A 17,486-nucleotide genomic window follows, 5' to 3' on the forward strand; every position below is an offset into this window, starting at 1 on the left:
AATTTGATTGACTAAAGTTATTTTGTCATTAGTCATGGTGCAGACCTTTGAGGGCAAGAGGGCCGATGCTCGATATTCGTGAAATATCCAAGCGGTTCGGCTACGGCAACGGGGCTGTGACCGCGCTGCACGAGGTGAGCTTCTCGATCGCGGAAGGCGAGTTCTTCACGCTGCTTGGCCCCTCCGGCTGCGGCAAGACCACGTTGCTGCGCCTGATCGCCGGCTTCAGCAGCCCGAGCGGCGGCGCGCTCGTGCTCGACGGCAAGGATATCGCCGGGATGCCGCCCAACCGGCGTCCGGTCAACACCGTGTTCCAGAACTACGCCCTCTTCCCGCACATGACGGTAGCCCAGAACGTCGCGTTCGCGCTGGAGGCCCAGGGCAGGCCTCGTCATGAAGTGGCGCCGGCTGTGGACGAGATGCTGAAGCTCGTGCAACTCGTGCACCTCAAGGATCGCAAGAGCTCGGAACTTTCCGGTGGCCAGCAGCAGCGCGTCGCGCTCGCCCGGGCGCTGGTGGCCAAGCCGCGGATCCTGCTTCTCGACGAGCCGCTGTCGGCGCTCGACATGAAGCTGCGCAAGGAAATGCAGATCGAACTCAAGCGCCTGCAGCGCGAGACCGGTCTCACCTTCATCTTCGTAACGCACGACCAGGAAGAGGCGCTGACCATGTCGGACCGGATCGCGGTGATGAGCGGCGGACGCGTCCAGCAGATCGCCACCCCGCGCGAACTTTACGACCATCCCGCCAATCGCTTCGTGGCCGGCTTCATCGGCGAATCGAACTTCCTGCCGGCGCAGGCCAAAGGCGGCGCAGTCAGTGTCGGACCGGCTACGGTGTCCCTGCCCGGCGCGACGGACGGGCCGCTTACGCTGATGATCCGACCCGAGCATGTGGCACTCGCGACCAGCCTGCCGGATGCGCTCAACCTGCCGGCCACCGTCACGCAACTGGTATTTTTCGGCACCGACACTCATGTGCATCTCGCCCTGCCCGATCGCACGGCGCTTGTTGCCCGCGTGCAGAACGCGCTGCATGGCGGACGCAGCTTTGCCGAGGGCGAGACCATTGCGGTGGCGCTACCGGCCGAGGCGCTGCGGATCACCACCGAGGTGGAGGCGCATGCATGACCCAGTCGGAAACCTCGCGCCGCTGGGCGCTCGCGCTGCCGGCTGTCATCACCATCCTGGTGTTTTCGATCCTGCCGCTCGGCGTGGTGCTGCTCTACTCATTCCTCACCCCCGGCGATTTCGGCAATGTGAAATGGATTTTCTCGACCGACGGCTGGTTTTCGGTTCTGTTCGAACGCGACATCTTTGACGATACGCTGACAATCTCCGACGCCAACCTGACCATTCTCGGCCGCTCGATCGGCCTGTCGCTCGCAACCACGCTGATCACCCTGATCTTCGGCCTGCCGACTGCCTGGTTCATCGCCACCCGGGCTCCGGCGCAGCGCGGTTTCTGGCTGTTCCTGATCACGATTCCCTTTTGGACCAACCTGCTTGTCCGCACGATCGCTGTTCAGGAAATGATCCGCTCGGAAGGGGTGTTCAACAAGGTGCTGATGGCGTTCGGCATCATCCATGAGCCGCTGCAGATGATGTTCACCAATTTTGCGGTGCTGCTGGGCATGGCCTATGTCTTCCTGCCGCTGATGGTGCTGCCGGTCTATGCGGCGATCGAGAAATTCGATTTCAGCCTCGCCGAGGCCAGCTACGACCTCTACGCCTCGCGCTTCTACTGTTTGCGACGGGTTATCCTGCCGCTGGTGCGCCCCGGTATCATCGCCGGTTCGATCCTGGTTTTCGTTCCCTCGCTCGGGGCCTATGTCACGCCCCGCATCATGGGCGGCGGCAAGTCGATGATGCTCGGCAATCTCATCGAGATGCAGTTCGGCCAGGGCCGCAACTGGCCGCTCGGCGCGGCTCTGTCGATCACGCTGACGATTTTGGTCCTGGTGGCGCTAGTCTGGTACACGCGGATCACGTCGGGCAGCAAGGAGCGCAACCATGGTTGAGCGCAGCTTCGACGTCAAACGACTGCCGGGCGCGGCTCTGCTTGCTGTCACCTGCTTTGTCATCCTTTACATCCCGATGGTGATCCTGGTCGCCTATTCGTTCAATGCCGGCAGGGTAATCGGCAATTGGGAAGGCCTGTCCTTCAAGTGGTATGGGGCTGCCTTTCACAACGCGGCCTTCATGGACGCCGCGATCAATTCGCTGATCCTTGCAACCTCGGCCTCTGTCCTCGCCACCCTGATGGCCACGATGGCAGCGATCGCCACGACCCGCACGGCAGGCTTTCGCGGCGAAAGCACAATTCATGTCATCCTGAACCAGCCGCTTATGGTACCGGAAATCGTTCTTGCGATCGCGTTGCTGATCATCATCGGCCAGATCAAGCAGGTGACGGGCTATACCGGACTTGGCTTCCTGATCGCGGCCCACACCACCTTCTGCATTCCATTTGCCTACCTGCCGATCCGTGCTCGCCTCGAGGGCATGGACCTCAGCCTCGAAACGGCGGCCGCCGATCTCTACGCAACCCGCTTCTACACATTTCGGCGGGTAACGCTGCCGCTGCTGGCGCCAGGCGTCATGGCCGGCTTCATGCTGGCGTTCGTGATTTCGCTCGACGACCTCGTCATGAGCGACTTCCTCAAATCGCCCGGTCAGGAAACACTGCCGACCTACCTGATGGGTGAGCTCAGGCGCAACCTCACTTCAGAAATCTACGCCATTTCCTCGCTTCTTCTACTGATCAGCGTGCTGATCGTGGCGGGGTCGTGGGTGGCAACACAAAAGAAAAACTGAACTTTCAGAGGAGAAAGCAATGAAACACGCATTCCGCCTGACATTCACCACGGCCATGCTTATGGCCACTGCGTTGCCGGCACTTGCCGCCGGCCAGCTCAACATCTTCAATTTCGGCCTCTACACACCGCCGGACATGATAAAGAAATTCGAAGCGGCCTATGACGTGAAGGTCACGGTCACCGAATATGATTCCAACGAGACCGCCATGGCCAAGATCGAGGCCGGCGGCCACGGCTTCGACATCGTGGTTCCTTCGGCCTATGTGGTGCCGATCTATATCGAGAAGGGCTTGCTGTTGAAAAGCGAGCCATCCCAGATGTCGAACTTTAAGAACGTCAACCCTGAATGGGTGGATGTGTCCTGGGACGCCGGTCGTCACTACACGGTTCCTTGGGTGTGGGGCACCACCGGCGTGATGGTCAACACCAAGGTCTACAAGGGCGACATCAATACCTCGGCCGTCATTTTCGACCCGCCGAAAGAGCTCAAGGGCAAGGTTAACGTCGTGCCGTCGATGAATGAAGTCATCGACATGGCGATCGGCTATGTCGGCGGCCAGCCCTGCACCACCGACAAGGCGATCCTCAAAGCGGCGCGCGACAAGTTGATGGCTGCAAAACCGTACTGGGCCTCGATCGACTATCCGAGCTTCGAGAAGTTCATCAAGGAGGACCTGAACGCATCGATATTCTGGAATGGCGCCGCCATGCGCATCCGCGCAGAAAATCCAGGCTTTGCATATGGCCTGCCGAAGGAAGGATTTTCGCTCTGGCAGGACAATGTCGCCATCCTGGCCGATGCCAAGAATGTCGAAAATGCCAAGCTGTTCCTGAACTTCATCATGGAGCCGGAAAATGCCGCGCTGATTTCCAACTACACGCGCTACGGCAATGCCATCACCGGCTCGGAAAAATTCATGGACAAGGACCTGCCGAATGCGCCCGAGATGAAGATTCCGGCAGATTTCAAGACGGCGGCCCACTTTCTGGTGACCTGCCCGGCGGACGTCCAGCAGATCTACACCCGCATCTGGACCGATCTGACCAAGTAAACAAAATGGCCCGGCTGACATCTGTCGACCGGGCCTTCAACAATGCGACACACTCGGAACTTTTCGCCAGATAGAGCGTGCAGTCAGTTCCCTTTGAGAAAGTCGGTGATTTCCGCACTGGTTCGTGCGCGGGCGATCTGGGCATCATCCGCCTCCCTCGCGTGAGCCTTTATCACGTAAGGCAGATTCTTGCCGCGCGGCTTCGTCGGGCTTTGTCAGCACCTGTTCCCAGTGCCACGCCAGGAGCGCACAATCAGCTTCGCCATCGGCTTTAGTACGGGCGTCGAGACGACCGTGAGTTTCCGCAGGGGCTCGCTCGATCCAAATCACACCTGGGGCACCAAGACCAACCCGTGCCAGCTGACGCGCTGGCATTATACGCGATCGCGTATATATCAGTTTATACGCGACCCCGAATATTGACGATAATAGTGAGCGTTCCCAAAGCCTCTCGACAACGTTCCTAGACGAGTTCGATGATGCTACAGCCATAGGCCGGGAGCGACACCTTACCGCCGCGTACTTTGCCATCGCCGAGCAAATCCTTGCCCGCGGGGACATTGCCGATGCTTGCCGGCTCGCCCATCGTATTGAGGATGAACAGCAGGCGGCGGTCCTTGCTCTCGCGGATGGTCGCTTCGACGCCGGCCGGCATATCGGCGATGAGCGGCACGATACCGGCGGGCGCCAGCACCTGATCGGCCAGCACCTCTACCAGAGCATCGCTGAGGTATGTGCCGAGGTAGATCACATTGCCCTTGCCGACTTTGCGCGAAGTCATCGCGGCTTGGCCCTCGGCGAAGCGGCTGGCCCAGCTGCCGATAACCTCCGTGCCGGGCGCGACGTTAAGCAGCTCGTAAAGATGCGCCGCCGTCACCTGCGCATTCCCAATCTTGAGCTCGTATTGGCGGCTCGCCGACGTCGCCGGCAGCTTCTTGCGCACCGTGTTGGCGCCGAAGCGGCCGCCATGCTCGAACAGGCCCTCGGCGCCGATCGGCGTCAGCAACCCGAACTCCTCGACCGTGATCCCGGCCAGCGCCGAGAGCGTCTTGCCCGGCGAGGTGTGGCGGATGACGTGGTTGTTAACGTCGCGTGATCCGGTGCGGCCTCCCAGGATTACCGTTCCACCCGCCTTGGCAAAGGCCTCGATCCGCGCCGTCCACGCATCGGTCCATTTCACCCAATGCGGCACGTAAAGCGCCTTGAGCTTGCTGAGATCATCCTCCGGATGGATGAAGCCGCAGGCGATGTTGTGGCGGTAGCAATAGCGGTGCAGCAGCGTCGCATCGTCCTGCGGGCTCGGCATGCCGATGGGGTAGGAGCGGTGCATCTCCTGATTGTCGAAATCTGATCCGGCGATGCCCAAATCCATGCGCACATGGGTGCCGAGGATCTTGTCCTTGAGCGCCGTGACCTCACCCGCAAACTGCCTGGCCTCGTCATAGCGCCGCCGCGGGATGTCATCGTGATCGATAATGCCCATCCAATAGATCTCGGCGCCGAAATGCGCCGGCCGCCAGCGGAAGAACATCACGCCATCGGCGCCGCGCGCCACTGACGCATAGGCCATCCGGCGCATCTCGCCGGGTTCGGGCGTCAGCGTCGAGATGTTCGGCTGCGCACCGAAGCCCGATTGCTGCTCGGGCACGATGAAGTTGCCGGTGAAGCCGCGGCAGATGTCGAGATGCAGCGCCTGCACCTCGCCGACGCCCCCGACCCGCTGCATCTCGTCATGGAGATGCGGGTAGACGTCGAAGCCGAGAAAATCGAGATCGGTCGAGAACTCGCCGCGGAAGTCGATGTCGTCGATCCGCCCCAGATTGTGGAAGACGAACCAGTCTGGATTGGTGGCGCGCAGGATCAGCACCTGATCGTGCTGGAACCGCGCCGTGACGAAGGCGAGGAAGCGGTGATAGTCGACCACATGGGTCGGTCCGACCGGGGCTGGGGCGTAGTCGAGCGGCAGCACCACTTGATCGAAATCGTCGTAGGCGGTGGCCCAGAAATTCCCGCCCCACGCATCGTTCAGCGCGGCGATGGTCTTGTACTTGTCCTTGAGGAAGGCCTGGAACTCGGCCAGAGTCGCCGGACCGTACGACAGCGATCCAGAGGTATTGAACTCATTGTCTGTCTGCCAACCGATGATGTGCGAATTGCCGCGATAATGCTGGGCCATCGCTTTAGTGATGCGCTTCGAATGCTCTCGGAACACTCCGCTCGCAAGATTGGCGTGCTGGCGCGAGCCATGGCTCATGGCGCGGCCATTGGCATCGACGCGCAACACTTCGGGATAACGCGCCGTCAGCCAGCGCGGCGGCGTCGCGGTCGGCGTGCACATGATGGTCTTGATGCCGGCCTTGCCCAGCACATCTATGGAGCGGTCGAACAAATCGAAGTCGAACGTCCCCTCATGCGGCTCGATAATATGCCAGGCGAATTCCGCAAGTCGCACCGCGTTGAAGCCCGCTTCTGCCATGCGGTCGGCGTCGCGCTGCCAATAGCTCTCATCGACTTGCTCAGGGTAATGCGGGGTACCGACGAGGAAAGTGTCGGTCGCGATCGGCCGCCAGACAGAGAGCGGCGCGGATTTCGAGGCGGTCGTCATAATCGGAAAACTCCAGGCGGTAGTCTATTTGATGGCGCCGGCGGTGAGGCCGCCCTGCCAGAACCGCTGCAGCAGCAGGAATACCACGATGACCGGGATGATGCTGACCAGCGCACCGGTGATGATGATCGAGAACAGCACCTGTCCGCCGCCACCGCCCTGCTGCGCGAGCTGATACCAGGTCGCAAGGCCCACCGTGATCGGCTGATATTCCGGCGTGCGCAGTACGATGAGCGGCAGGAAGTAATTGTTCCAGGTCCCGACGAACGAGAGCAGCGCCACGGTCACCATACCCGGCGCCACCAGCCGCAGCACGATGGCGCGGAAGATCACGAACTCGCCGGCGCCATCGAGACGCGCTGCGTCGAGCAGTTCGTCGTCGACGCCCTGCTCGATATAGACGCGCATCAGATAGACGCCGATCGGCGAGATCATCGAGGGCAGGATCACGCCCAGCGGATTGTCGCTGAGTCCCGAAAGCGCCAGCAGCAGGAAGGTCGGCACGACGAGGGCCGTCTGCGGGATCATCACAGCGCCCAAGACCAGCGCAAACAGCAGATTGCGGCCGACGAATTTGAATTTGGCTAGCGCATAGCCTGCCGCGGTAGCCAAGATCGCGGCACCGAGCCCGGCGACGGTCGAATAGAGCAGGCTGTTGAACATCCAGCGCATGAACACGCCGTTGTCGCGCGCCAGAAGATCGCTCAGATTCTGCCAGAGGTTGAACTCGGTGCCGAAGGCGAAGCCGAACGTGGTGAATAGGTCGCCATTCGTCTTCGTTGCCGACAGGACCAGATAGACCAGCGGCATGAAGCTGTAGAGGAGGAACAGTGACAGCAGCAGCGTGAGCATGATCCGCGAGCGCCGCCTTTCGCCGGGCCGGCGCCTGGCAGCCTCGAAAGTGGCGATGTCGGTGGTCGCAGTCATCATTGCTCCGGCCGACGGCGGTTGGCGATCAGGGTGAAGATGTAGGAGGCCCCGGCGATCACGATGCCAAGCACGAACGAAACGGCGGCCGCATAGCCATACTGCTGGTTCTTAGTCGCAAGAGAATAGGCATAGAGGTTCGGCGTGTAGCTCGAATTGATTGTATTACTGGCGAGCGCGCGCATCAAATACGGCTCATTGAACAGCTGCAGTGTGCCGTTGATCGAAAAGATAATGGTGAGCAGGATCGCCGGCCACAGCAGCGGCAGCTGGATCAGCCGGGCAAATTGCCAGGGCGAGGCGCCGTCCATCCGCGCGGCCTCAGCGAGGTCCGACGGGATCGCCTTCAGCGCGGCGTAGTAGATCACCATATTGTAGCCGACATATTCCCACGTCACGATATTGGCCAATGAGAAGATCATCGCGCCCGGCGACAGGAAGTCCGGCGGCGGCAGGTTGAACGCCTTGGCCATCTGCGTGAACGGGCCGAAGGTGGGGCCATAGAGATAGCCCCAGATGATCGTCGCGATCACGCTCGGCACAGCGTAGGGGAGGAAGAAGCCGAGCCGGAATAGGCCCTTGGCATAGACCTCGCCACGATCGAGCACGATGGCGAACAACAACGCCAGGGCCAGCATGATCGGCACCTGCACGATGCCGAACAGAACGAGGTTCAACACGCCGCCCCAGAATTTGGCGTCGTCCGCGACCTTGATGTAGCTGGCTGCACCCGCGAACTGCCGTCCGCCCACCAGCGTGTCGCGGTAGAGGCTCATATAGAACGCATAGACCAGCGGCGCGACGATGAAGGCGATAAACAGCAGCAAGAAGGGCGCCAGGAACAGATAGGGCGCGAGCTTTCGTGACGTAAAACCGCCCAATCGCGCTGGGCGCGTCGCTGCGGCTGGCGAATTCGACATTGCCATGGGTCCCCCGTCCGGCAAGATGAAGAGATCGGGCGCGCCGATCAAGGCGCGCCCGGCCGGTGCCCGGGAGGAGTTAGGCCACGGTGAAGCCTTGGTCCTTCGCGTAGGTGACCACGGCGTCCTGGACGCGGTCGAACGCATCCGACAGCGTGCCCTTGCCGCTGATCGAGGCGCCGAATTCATCGGACATCGACTGGTAGAGGAAGCCCTGGAACGGGCTCCACTCAAACGGCGCCACGGCACTCGCCGATTTGGCAAACACTTTGTTCACCTCCTGGCCGCCGAAGAATTCCGGCTTGGCGCTCGCCCATTCCGGGCTTGACAGCAGCGCGTTAGTGCAGGGGAAGAAGTTTTGCTTGGTGGTGTAGAGCTTTGTGGCTTCGGGATTCGTGTTCAACCAGATCGCGACTTCGGCGGCCTCGGGCAGATGCTGGGTCGCTTTCATCACGGCCAGCGATGAGCCACCCCAAGCGCCAGTCACGAACTTGCTCGCGTCCCACTGCGGCAGATCGGCGGCACGCCATTTGCCCACGCTGGTCTTGGCGACCGAGGTCAGGAACAGCGGACCCCAGCCCGCAGCGAGCCAGGTGGCATAGCGACCCGAGTCGAGGCCGGTATACCACTCATTGTTGAAGCCCGGCTTGGTCTCGATAACACCCGCGGTGATAAGGTCCTGCCAATAGGCGGCGAAGTCCTTAGCAATCTTGTCGTTGATCCTGATCACGAGCTTGTCGCCATCGCGGCTAACCGGCTTCCAGCCCATCGGCCACAACAGACCCAAGACCCAGTCGGCGTTGGCTCCGAACGGCGCGTCGGTCATGAACACATTCGGATCGGCCGCATGGATCTTCTTGCCCGCATCGGCAAACTCGGCCCAGGTGGTGGGCGGCGTGATCCCCTGCTTGTCGAAGATGTCCTTGCGATAGAGCATCGCCATCGGACCGTAATCCTGCGGCGTGGCGTTGACCACATCGCCCATGGCGACCTGCGCCCATAGGCCTTCGGGGAACTCGCCCTTATGGGCATTGGCGTACTGGCCGATGTCTGCGAGGGCGTCGACCTGGCGGAAGCTCTCGAGGTGCTGGTATTCGATCTGGGCGACGTCCGGCAGGCCGCTGCCCGCCTGCAGGCCCGCGCGGAGCGCGTTATACAACGGGTCCCCCTGGCCGGGATTCACGAGTTCGATCTGGATGCCCGGATGCGCGGCGTTGAACATGTCTACCTCAAGCTGGAGATTCGGCACCCACGACCACACAAGCACCTTGACGGGCTCGGCACCGCGAACTGCCGCAGGCAGACCCGCTACCGCGACGCTCGCACCGGCAACTTTCAAGAAGTCACGACGCTGCATCATCCGCCCAAGCGGATTGAAAATCTTCGTCATTGAAGTCCTCCCACGAAAGATCCGCTCCCACACGACGCAGGGCGCAGTTTTTCTTTCAGTTAGAAACTTAATGCCGACAGACAGTCGCTGTCAATTGCGATCGATTGATCGCCAGTCGGCCATCACGAGGCTGTCGGCAGGGTTGAGGGTCGTTGCATCGAGCACCAGGCGCACCGCTCCAAGCACGATGTCGCGGTGCCCCAGCGCGCCTGTCACGAGGCGCGGCGGGTCGTACACATTGCCCTTGAGGCGGTGCCGCAGCACGTCGAGCACCAGATCACCGCCGCCGACGATACGGCCCGCCAGTACGATGATTTCCGGGTTCATGAAGGCAGCAACACTGCCCACCGCCATCGTCGCATAGTCCAGCAACTCGGTGACAACCGGCGCGATTTTGTCCGCCTGCCGGTCGGTGACGGCGGCCAGGGTGAGCTTTCCCGCCGCATACTGGGTGTTGGCCTCTTCGAGCATATTGGTCGCCTGTTCGGGGATGCCGAAAAAGCGCAGCGATTGCTTGTCGCCCAGATGTTCGAACGGCCGCCCGGTCAGGAGGGGGTCGTCGAGATACCAGCCGAGCTCGCCCGCCGCATGCGAGTGCCCGCCATAAAGCTTGCCGTCGATCACGACGCCCGCGCCGGCGCCGGGCCCGATCGAGAGGCTCACGACGCTGTCGGCGCCACGCCCGGCCCCGAATCCCCATTCGCCCACGGCGGCGAGGTTGCGCCCGTTCTCGACGACGATGGGCATCTGAAAATGCTCGCTGAGCCGCGCCCGCAACGGCATGTCGCGCCAGCCGAGCCCGAGCGTCAGCACCACTTCGCCCTCCGGCTGCCTGACGATCGAGGGCAGGCCAATGCCGATGCCGCGAATGGTCTGGCCGCGCGGGCGGGGGGCCGCCATCAGCCGGCGGATCAGGCCGACCAGCTTCTCGAAATTGCGCTCGCCATCATCGTCGGCCGTCTCGTGCATTTCTGTCTGCACGAGGCCTTCGAGATTGGCCACGGCGCCGTAGAACTCGCCCTTGCCGGCCTCGATGCCAATGATCGCATGCGCCGCACCGCGGAACTTGATGCGCGCCCGCGGCCGGCCCCGGACATTGGCCTCGTCAAACCCGTCATACGCCACCAAATCCTCGGCAATCAGATCCTCGATCACCCGCATTACCGTCGGCAGGCTGATGTTCAGCCGCTCGGCGAGGCTCGAGGGCGAAATCACTCCTTCGGTGCGGATCAAATCCACAACGGCCGAACGATTGAGTCGGCGTAACAGGCTCGACGTCGTGGGCTGGCGCTTCATTCATGGACCAGTTGCAAAAGGCCGGCGGACCGGCAACGAGCGTCGGCATAGACCAGAACCGTGCCAGAGTCCGCCTTTTTCTGATGACGCCGAACGTCAGTTGTCGCTCCGGAGGGAAAGCTGCCGAGGTAGCCCGTTCGATGATTACGGCGATCCGTGGCGGGCGCCCAAGCCCTCCGGAGTCACTGCCCTTACTCGTGCAAACAACTGACTCCGGTTGCTTCAATCGGTTATGAGCTCGCCCGCCCAACATCAATGACCGCTTTTGGCGCAGAGATACCTCACGCAGAAAGCAATGTGGTGTCTGCTTTCGAGCAGAGGCAACGGCTGGCTCTGGGACCGACATGAGGCGCATTGCTGCCATTCGGTAGAAGATAAATGCCATCAGCGAATGGCTGGATCAGCTTCTTGAATCAATCTAGGCGAACCGCTTCGTAACCCATTGACAAATAACGATTAAGTTAGTCGCCGAGGGTCAGCGTTTTCTGCACAAAATCAATACGTTAGCGGATGGTTCGCCAAGCCGTTTCCTTCGTATTCTCTCGTATGGTCTGGCGAACCGAAGAAGGAGCCCGACTAATGCGGACCACAAATCCGCAAGCCGTATTGGAGAGACAGATGCGGCCGTGTCACCGCACCCCGAGTCTCTCGCTACCTGGTGCCGATGGCGACCGCGCGCCCGGTTTCAGAACGATGGCGTCGATCACTTCTGTCTCCATCGGCAGGTCTGGGCGTTGACCCGCGGCGGAATCGAGTGGCGTTCGCCAACTCCCAGTGGCACAATCCGCCAGCAATCGGCGAGGCGAAAATGACACGCGTAGTGATCATCGGCGGCAGCGGGCATGTCGGCACGTACCTAGTGCCGCGGCTGGTCGAGGCCGGATATGAAGTGGTCAATGTCAGCCGCGGCCAGCGCGCAGCCTATACGCTGAATGCGGCGTGGAAATCGGTCGAGCCCGTAGTGATCGATCGCGACACGGAGGAGAAGGCTGGCACATTCGGCGAGAAGGTCCGCGCGCTGAAGCCCGATATCGTGGTGGACATGATTTCCTTCACCCTCGACAGCACCAGGCAGATCGTTGGTGCGCTGCGAGGCGAGGTGCAGCACTTCCTCCATTGCGGCACCATCTGGGTCTATGGGCACAATACCGCAATCCCCGCGACAGAGGACCAGCCGAAAAATCCGTTCGGCAGCTATGGCACGCAAAAGGCCGAGATCGAGAGCTGGCTGCTCAACGAAGCCAGGCGGAACGGTTTTCCAGCCACGGTGTTTCGTCCCGGCCATATCGTGGGGCCTGGCTGGGAGCCGCTCAATCCGGCGGGGCACTTCGACGTAGGTGTGTTCTCCCAGATCGCCCGTGGCGAGCCGCTGGTGCTGCCCAATCTTGGCAACGAGACAGTGCACCACGTGCATGCCGACGACGTAGCACAGATGGTGATGCGCGCCATTGTGAGCTGGAGCAACGCGGTGGGCGAGGCCTTCAACACCGTCTCGCCTCAGGCGATCAATCTGCGCGGCTACGCCGAGGCCCTGTACAACTGGTTCGGCCACGCCCCGCGGCTGAGCTACGAGCCGTTCGATACGTGGAAGGGCAAGCAGACCGAAGAAAACTGGCGCGCCACCTGGGAGCACATTGCACGCAGCCCGAGCCATTCGATCGCCAAGGCGCGGAACCTCCTGGGCTACGACCCGCGGTATTCGTCGCTTCAGGCAGTGTATGAGTCCGTCGAGTGGCTGGTGGCGAACGGGAAACTCAGCCGGTAGGAGTGCCCAGATACTTCTCAGCCTCGGCACAGGTCGAAACCCGCATTGCGTCTATCAAATGAGAATGCGGGTTGTTCTCGCCAAGCGTGGCTTGAACTTTGGAGGGCTGATGGGAGGAACTGATGGATCTCAAGAAACTCATCACTGCCGGTCAGAGCAGTGACCGTGCTGCCTTTTGGCATTGCTCGTTTTGCCTTGCGGCGAGGTGACCCTCAACCTTTCCGCTCCTGCTTGGCTCTGGCAAAGCCCCGATCCGTCGCGATAAATCGCTCAAGCATGGGCACAATCAGGCGAACAGGATCAGTGGGCGGCTGACCCGCGTCGCGGCCAAGGATCTCAGCATATCTGGACAGATCGCGGTGCAGCGGCGCCGGCAGTTCCACTGTGACCTTAACCGGCTTGTCGTCTGCAATCGGACCGAGTTTCAGCTTGGCCATTTTCAGCCTCCGTAGGGTTCGAGCACGAGATCGCGCGTCACGACGACACGCACACTGACGCCCGGCCGTATCGTCAGCGTCGGTGCGATGTTGAGTTGGCGCTGGACGATCTGCTGGCCCACCTGGCTGAGGCTGTCGGAGGCGCCGCCGCGCAAGGCGCGCACGATGTCACTTTCCTGGCCGGACGAGCCGGCCTCAGCGCCAACGCTAAGGATGGTGGTGAGTGCGGCCGCCTTGAACAGCTCGGCCCAATGGTAGTCGACGCCGTCCTCAAGGCCAGCATAGCCTTGGGCGTCAGTGCCAGGCTGGCGTTCAAGAACAATGGAGCGTCCGTTGGGAAAGACCAGACTGCTCCAGACGAGCAGCACGCGACGCTGGCCGAAGCCGACCCCATTGTCGTACTGGCCAATGACACGCGTACCTTGCGGGATCAGCAGCGAGCGACCCGTGGGACTGTCATAGACATTTTCGGTCACCTGGGCGGTGATCTGACCGGGCAGATCGGAACGGATACCGGTGATGAGGGCCGCCGGGATGAAGGCCCCAGCCTGAAGCACATAGTGCGATACCGGCGGCGTGACGCGATCCGGCGCCACGGTGCGCCGATCAGCGGCCGCATTCAAAAAGCCAAGCTGGCGGTCTTGCGTGGTCGACTGGCCGATCTGACCGGCAAGGTCAGGGCCGCCAAGGTTCGGCGGGGAAGTTCCTGCGGGCGGGGTTTCGGCCATCGCCGCCGTTGACTGCCCTGTCTGGAAGAAGACACGCGAGGTTCGGGCCGCCTCCTCTTCCGCCCGCCGGCGCTGTTCCGCCTCATCGACCATGGGTGTCGCGATCGTTGGCGGCACGACGGGCTGTCCCTTGTTCTGCGCATCAAGGATCGGCCGGCCAAGATCGCCAGGCAGCGGCGGCCCAAGAACAGGGCCGGTATAGTCGCGCGGCAGGCTGGCCAGTCCGTCGGCGGGCTGCCTGTTGGACGTCGAGTACAACTCGTCGCCATGCCTGCCGGTTTCACTCGTCTGAAGCGCGTAGATCAGCGCGCCGCCGACGCCAAGCGATGCACATAAGCCGATGCCGGCGAGCACCTTGCGCGACAGGCGCGTGACGCGCGGCGGATCGGCGCGAAGCTGCATGGGGGCAGCCGGGATTTCGTTCTCGTTCACGAGTGCTCCCCTCCCCTTTGACGAAATGCGTTCTTTGCATTCGGCGCCGCGTTGGTGCCTGACATCCACAGACCTCTCCTCGTGGCATCGGTGCGGACGATCCTGACGGTCTGCTGTCGCTTGCCACTGCCAAGCCGCAATTCCGCCGCGCCAAAGAGACGGTCGACGATCAGGGTGTTCTGATAGACGCGGCTGTTGGCAATCTCGGCCTCTCCGTCCGGGCCGATGACGAAGATGGGCGGCATCTCGCCTTGCACGATCCCGCGTGGAAACTCGACATAGACCCGCCTGCCGTCGTCATAGACGCTGACGGGCGTCCAGGAGGGCGCGTCGCCGGTGAGACCATAGCGGTAGTTGCGTGCGGTGATGGCGGGAATCACCGGTGTCACGGGGATCGCCCGCGCTTGTCCGGCCGGCGGCGCGGGATAGGCCCATGACACGGCGGGCATGTACGGCTTCTCGCCCGATTGCAGCTCGATCATGTAGCTGCGCCGGTCGGTGGTGATGACAAGATTGGTGTTGATGTCCGAGCGCGAAGGCTTGACCAGCACATGGACGCGCCTGGTGACGCCCGCTCCGCTTTCGGTGTCACCGATGATCCAGCGCGCGGTATCGCCCGCCGCGATCGGACCTTCGCCGGTCAGGCTTTCGCCAGGCTCAAGCGCGATGTCCGTTATCTGTCCTGGAGCGGCATAGACCTGATAAAGGGCTCCTTCACTCCAAGGATAAATCTGGATGGCGTTGTAATAGCCCTCACGACGCGGCTGGACTCGCGCCGCCGCGTTGGCGTTCTCGACGCGCGCCACCGGCGTGCTGCCGGCGACACCGCCGCGGGCCGGGACCCACCCTGGTGGAACGTGCAGCGGTTTTGGCCTTTCATCGAGCGCGGCTGCCGGAGCGGCGGGCAAAGGCGGCACGTAGGCATCATAGGAGACCTGAGGTGGTTTCTGCGGTGTGGCGCAACCGGCAAGCATGGAGCCCGACAGCAACACCACGGCAAACGCCGACCTTTTCAAAGCCGGAGTGGCGATGACAGACAATGGCAGGTTCATTGGCTCATCTCCCGGGACCAGTTGATGGCGTTGACGTAGATGCCGAGCGGATTGGCGCGAAGACGTTCGGCGTCGTTTGGCATCTGTGTCACGATCGTCAGGATCGCCGTCCAGCGCTCGGTGCCGGAAAGCTGGCCGTTTTCGTAGTGGTGCTCGATCCAGGCGACACGAAAGGAGCCCGGTGAAGCCCTGATGACCGACGAAATATCCACCGCGACCTGCTGCTTGCCGACCCTGGAGAAAGGGTCGTTGGCGCGGGCGTAGTCGTTGAGCGCTGCGGCGCCCTGGTCGGTGGTCCAATCATAGGCGCGCAGCCAGTCCTGGCGCAGGATGATCGGATCGGCGGGGATGGAGCGCACCTGTTCGACAAAGCGGGCGAGATGCCACGCTATCTGAGGATCAGTCGGCTTATAATCCGCGATGGCGGGCGCGGTCGCTTGAACCTGGCCCATCTTGTCGACCTGCACGACCCAGGGCACGACAGTACCGCGGCCCAATTGCCAGACCAGTGACGTGGAAAGGCCTGCCGACAAGATGAGCGACCCGAACGCCATGGCGCGCCAGTTGCGTGCCTGCACGCGAGCAGAGCCGATGCGTTCATCCCAGATCTGCTCCGCCTTTTGATAGGGGGTTTCCGGTCGAGGGGTCTTGCCGTAGTGGACGTCGGGGCGCCTAAAGATATTCATCTTGTCATTTGCCTTCAGAAAGAGAAATCGAAGCTCCGCCGCCATGGCTGTCGCCGCCGCGTACCGCGTGGGCGGCGGTCTGGGCGCCATGAGAGAGGCGTTGAGAGCGCTGCAAGCGTCTGGCCCATTCCGGCTGTCCGTGAGAGCCGGATGGCTTGCCCGCGCCGGACGCAGGAGCTGCGGCTGACAACGCGGCGCCGCCGATCGTTCCCATGGTGGTCGACGAACCGCCGGTGATTTCAGCCGCCGAACTGGCGCCGAAGGCGAAGCTGGACTTAATCGACTGACCGGTGTTTGCGGCAGCGCGCTTGAGGGGGGAGGAGGCTGCCGCAGCGCCAGCACGCGCAATGCCGCCCAAGCCGGAGGCGATGCCTGCCGCGCCAGTCTGGCCGGCAGCGCCAAGCGTATAAGCGGCCGAGGCGCCGCCAGCGAGTGACGTCCCGCCACGCGCGGCTGACATTGCGCCCGAGAATGCGGCTGTCCCACCTCGTGCCGCCAGGCCGGCTGCGCCATAGCCCGCAACCGCCATGCCGCCCGCGGCAAGGCCAGTGCCGACGGCCGCACCGGCGCCAAGCTGCGGTCCACCCGCGACGAGGCCGTTGGCGATGCCGGGACCGAAGATGCCCAGGCCAAGCAGCGACAGCGCCGCCAATACGATCGCCATGGCCTGGTCGATGGTGGGGCTCTCACCGCCGAAGCCTTGGGTGAATTCGCCGAAGAGCGTCGATCCGATGCCGATGACGACGGCAAGCACCAGAACCTTGATGCCGGACGAGATGACGTTGCCGAGCACGCGCTCGGCCATGAAGGCAGTCTTGCCGAAGAGGCCGAAGGGGATCAGCACGAAGCCGGCCAGCGTCGCCAGCTTGAACTCGATCAGCGTCACAAAGAGCTGTACCGCCAAAATGAAGAAGGCGAGCAGGACAAGCGCCCAGGCAAAGAGCAGGCAAGCAATCTGGATGAAGTTTTCAAAGAAGGAGACGTAGCCCATCAAACCGGAGATCGCCTCAAGCAATGGTCGTCCCGCATCGAGACCGGTTTGCGCCACCTTGCCGGGGTGCAGCAGGTCCTGTGCCGAGAAACCGGTTCCACTCGCCTTCAGACCAAGACCGGAGAAACTCTCGAATACGATTTGAGCGAGACCGTTCCAGTTGGATATCAGATAGGCGAAGACACCGACGAAGAGCGTCTTCTTGACGAGCCGCGCAAGAATGTCGTCATCAGCGCCCCAGCTCCAGAAGAGCGCGGCGAGCGTCACGTCGATGATGATCAGCGTGGTGGCGACGAAGGCGACCTCGCCGCCGAGCAGGCCGAAACCGCTGTCGATGTAGCGGGTGAAGGTGGCCAGGAATTGGTCGATGACACCGGTATTGCCCAT

At 62.3% G+C, this 17,486-nt stretch carries 15 protein-coding genes; 5 read left to right on the forward strand and 10 right to left on the reverse strand.

Features of this window, described 5'->3' with window-relative positions; all coding sequences use genetic code 11:
• Positions 1–65: 65 nt before the first annotated feature.
• The 4 genes from AC1D2G_RS15660 to AC1D2G_RS15675 are packed head-to-tail and all read left to right on the forward strand — an operon-like array spanning position 66 to position 3,870.
• Positions 66–1,130, forward strand: a complete 1,065-nt coding sequence (locus AC1D2G_RS15660) for an ABC transporter ATP-binding protein (protein WP_477415068.1) — start codon at positions 66–68, stop codon at positions 1,128–1,130.
• Complete coding sequence (locus tag AC1D2G_RS15665) at positions 1,127–2,020, forward strand: ABC transporter permease (protein WP_477415070.1); 894 nt, start codon at positions 1,127–1,129, stop codon at positions 2,018–2,020. The genes AC1D2G_RS15660 and AC1D2G_RS15665 overlap by 4 nt, the downstream gene beginning before the upstream one ends.
• On the forward strand, positions 2,013–2,816 hold the full coding sequence (locus AC1D2G_RS15670) for an ABC transporter permease (RefSeq protein WP_477415072.1): 804 nt from the start codon (positions 2,013–2,015) through the stop codon (positions 2,814–2,816). The genes AC1D2G_RS15665 and AC1D2G_RS15670 overlap by 8 nt, the downstream gene beginning before the upstream one ends.
• Before the next feature lie 19 nt (positions 2,817–2,835).
• Positions 2,836–3,870 carry an extracellular solute-binding protein gene (locus AC1D2G_RS15675; protein WP_477415074.1) on the forward strand — a complete coding sequence of 345 codons (1,035 nt, stop codon included), beginning with the start codon at positions 2,836–2,838 and terminating at the stop codon, positions 3,868–3,870.
• Positions 3,871–4,333: 463 nt separating this feature from the next.
• Here AC1D2G_RS15675 and AC1D2G_RS15680 read toward each other — a convergent pair whose 3' ends face one another.
• The 5 genes from AC1D2G_RS15680 to AC1D2G_RS15700 form a co-directional block, all read right to left on the reverse strand.
• Entirely contained in the window at positions 4,334–6,475 is a 2,142-nt protein-coding gene (locus tag AC1D2G_RS15680; RefSeq protein ID WP_477415076.1) for a beta-galactosidase, read from the reverse strand.
• Positions 6,476–6,499: 24 nt separating this feature from the next.
• The gene (locus tag AC1D2G_RS15685; RefSeq protein ID WP_477415078.1) at positions 6,500–7,402 is read right to left on the reverse strand and encodes a carbohydrate ABC transporter permease; all 903 of its coding nucleotides are present in this window, start codon (positions 7,400–7,402) and stop codon (positions 6,500–6,502) included.
• On the reverse strand, positions 7,402–8,322 hold the full coding sequence (locus AC1D2G_RS15690) for a carbohydrate ABC transporter permease (RefSeq protein WP_477415080.1): 921 nt from the start codon (positions 8,320–8,322) through the stop codon (positions 7,402–7,404). The genes AC1D2G_RS15685 and AC1D2G_RS15690 overlap by 1 nt, the downstream gene beginning before the upstream one ends.
• 79 nt (positions 8,323–8,401) lie before the next feature.
• Entirely contained in the window at positions 8,402–9,712 is a 1,311-nt protein-coding gene (locus AC1D2G_RS15695) for an ABC transporter substrate-binding protein (protein ID WP_477415082.1), read from the reverse strand.
• Between the two features lie 90 nt (positions 9,713–9,802).
• A complete protein-coding gene (locus AC1D2G_RS15700) occupies positions 9,803–11,008 on the reverse strand; it encodes an ROK family protein (RefSeq protein ID WP_477415084.1) in 1,206 nt (401 codons plus the stop codon).
• Positions 11,009–11,816: 808 nt separating this feature from the next.
• On the opposite strand from AC1D2G_RS15700, the gene AC1D2G_RS15705 reads away from it, so the two are divergent.
• Positions 11,817–12,773 (forward strand): NAD-dependent epimerase/dehydratase family protein, encoded by a 957-nt coding sequence (locus AC1D2G_RS15705; RefSeq protein WP_477415160.1) that lies wholly within the window; start codon positions 11,817–11,819, stop codon positions 12,771–12,773.
• A gap of 212 nt (positions 12,774–12,985) precedes the next feature.
• Here the strand turns inward: AC1D2G_RS15705 and AC1D2G_RS15710 are convergent, their stop codons facing one another.
• The 5 genes from AC1D2G_RS15710 to trbL are packed head-to-tail and all read right to left on the reverse strand — an operon-like array spanning position 12,986 to position 17,486.
• Positions 12,986–13,210, reverse strand: coding sequence for a DUF2274 domain-containing protein (locus AC1D2G_RS15710; RefSeq protein ID WP_477415086.1), 225 nt, complete (start codon positions 13,208–13,210; stop codon positions 12,986–12,988).
• 2 nt (positions 13,211–13,212) lie between these two features.
• Positions 13,213–14,370 carry a TraB/TrbI/VirB10 family type IV secretion system protein gene (locus tag AC1D2G_RS15715; protein WP_477415088.1) on the reverse strand — a complete coding sequence of 386 codons (1,158 nt, stop codon included), beginning with the start codon at positions 14,368–14,370 and terminating at the stop codon, positions 13,213–13,215.
• The gene (gene trbG / locus AC1D2G_RS15720; RefSeq protein ID WP_477415090.1) at positions 14,367–15,422 is read right to left on the reverse strand and encodes a P-type conjugative transfer protein TrbG; all 1,056 of its coding nucleotides are present in this window, start codon (positions 15,420–15,422) and stop codon (positions 14,367–14,369) included. The genes AC1D2G_RS15715 and trbG overlap by 4 nt, the downstream gene beginning before the upstream one ends.
• The gene (gene trbF / locus AC1D2G_RS15725; RefSeq protein ID WP_135881149.1) at positions 15,419–16,108 is read right to left on the reverse strand and encodes a conjugal transfer protein TrbF; all 690 of its coding nucleotides are present in this window, start codon (positions 16,106–16,108) and stop codon (positions 15,419–15,421) included. Before trbF ends, trbG begins: the two co-directional genes overlap by 4 nt.
• Before the next feature lie 4 nt (positions 16,109–16,112).
• Positions 16,113–17,486 carry a P-type conjugative transfer protein TrbL gene (gene trbL / locus AC1D2G_RS15730; RefSeq protein WP_477415092.1) on the reverse strand — a complete coding sequence of 458 codons (1,374 nt, stop codon included), beginning with the start codon at positions 17,484–17,486 and terminating at the stop codon, positions 16,113–16,115.

The organism is Mesorhizobium sp. P2_C7, assembly GCF_056404515.1.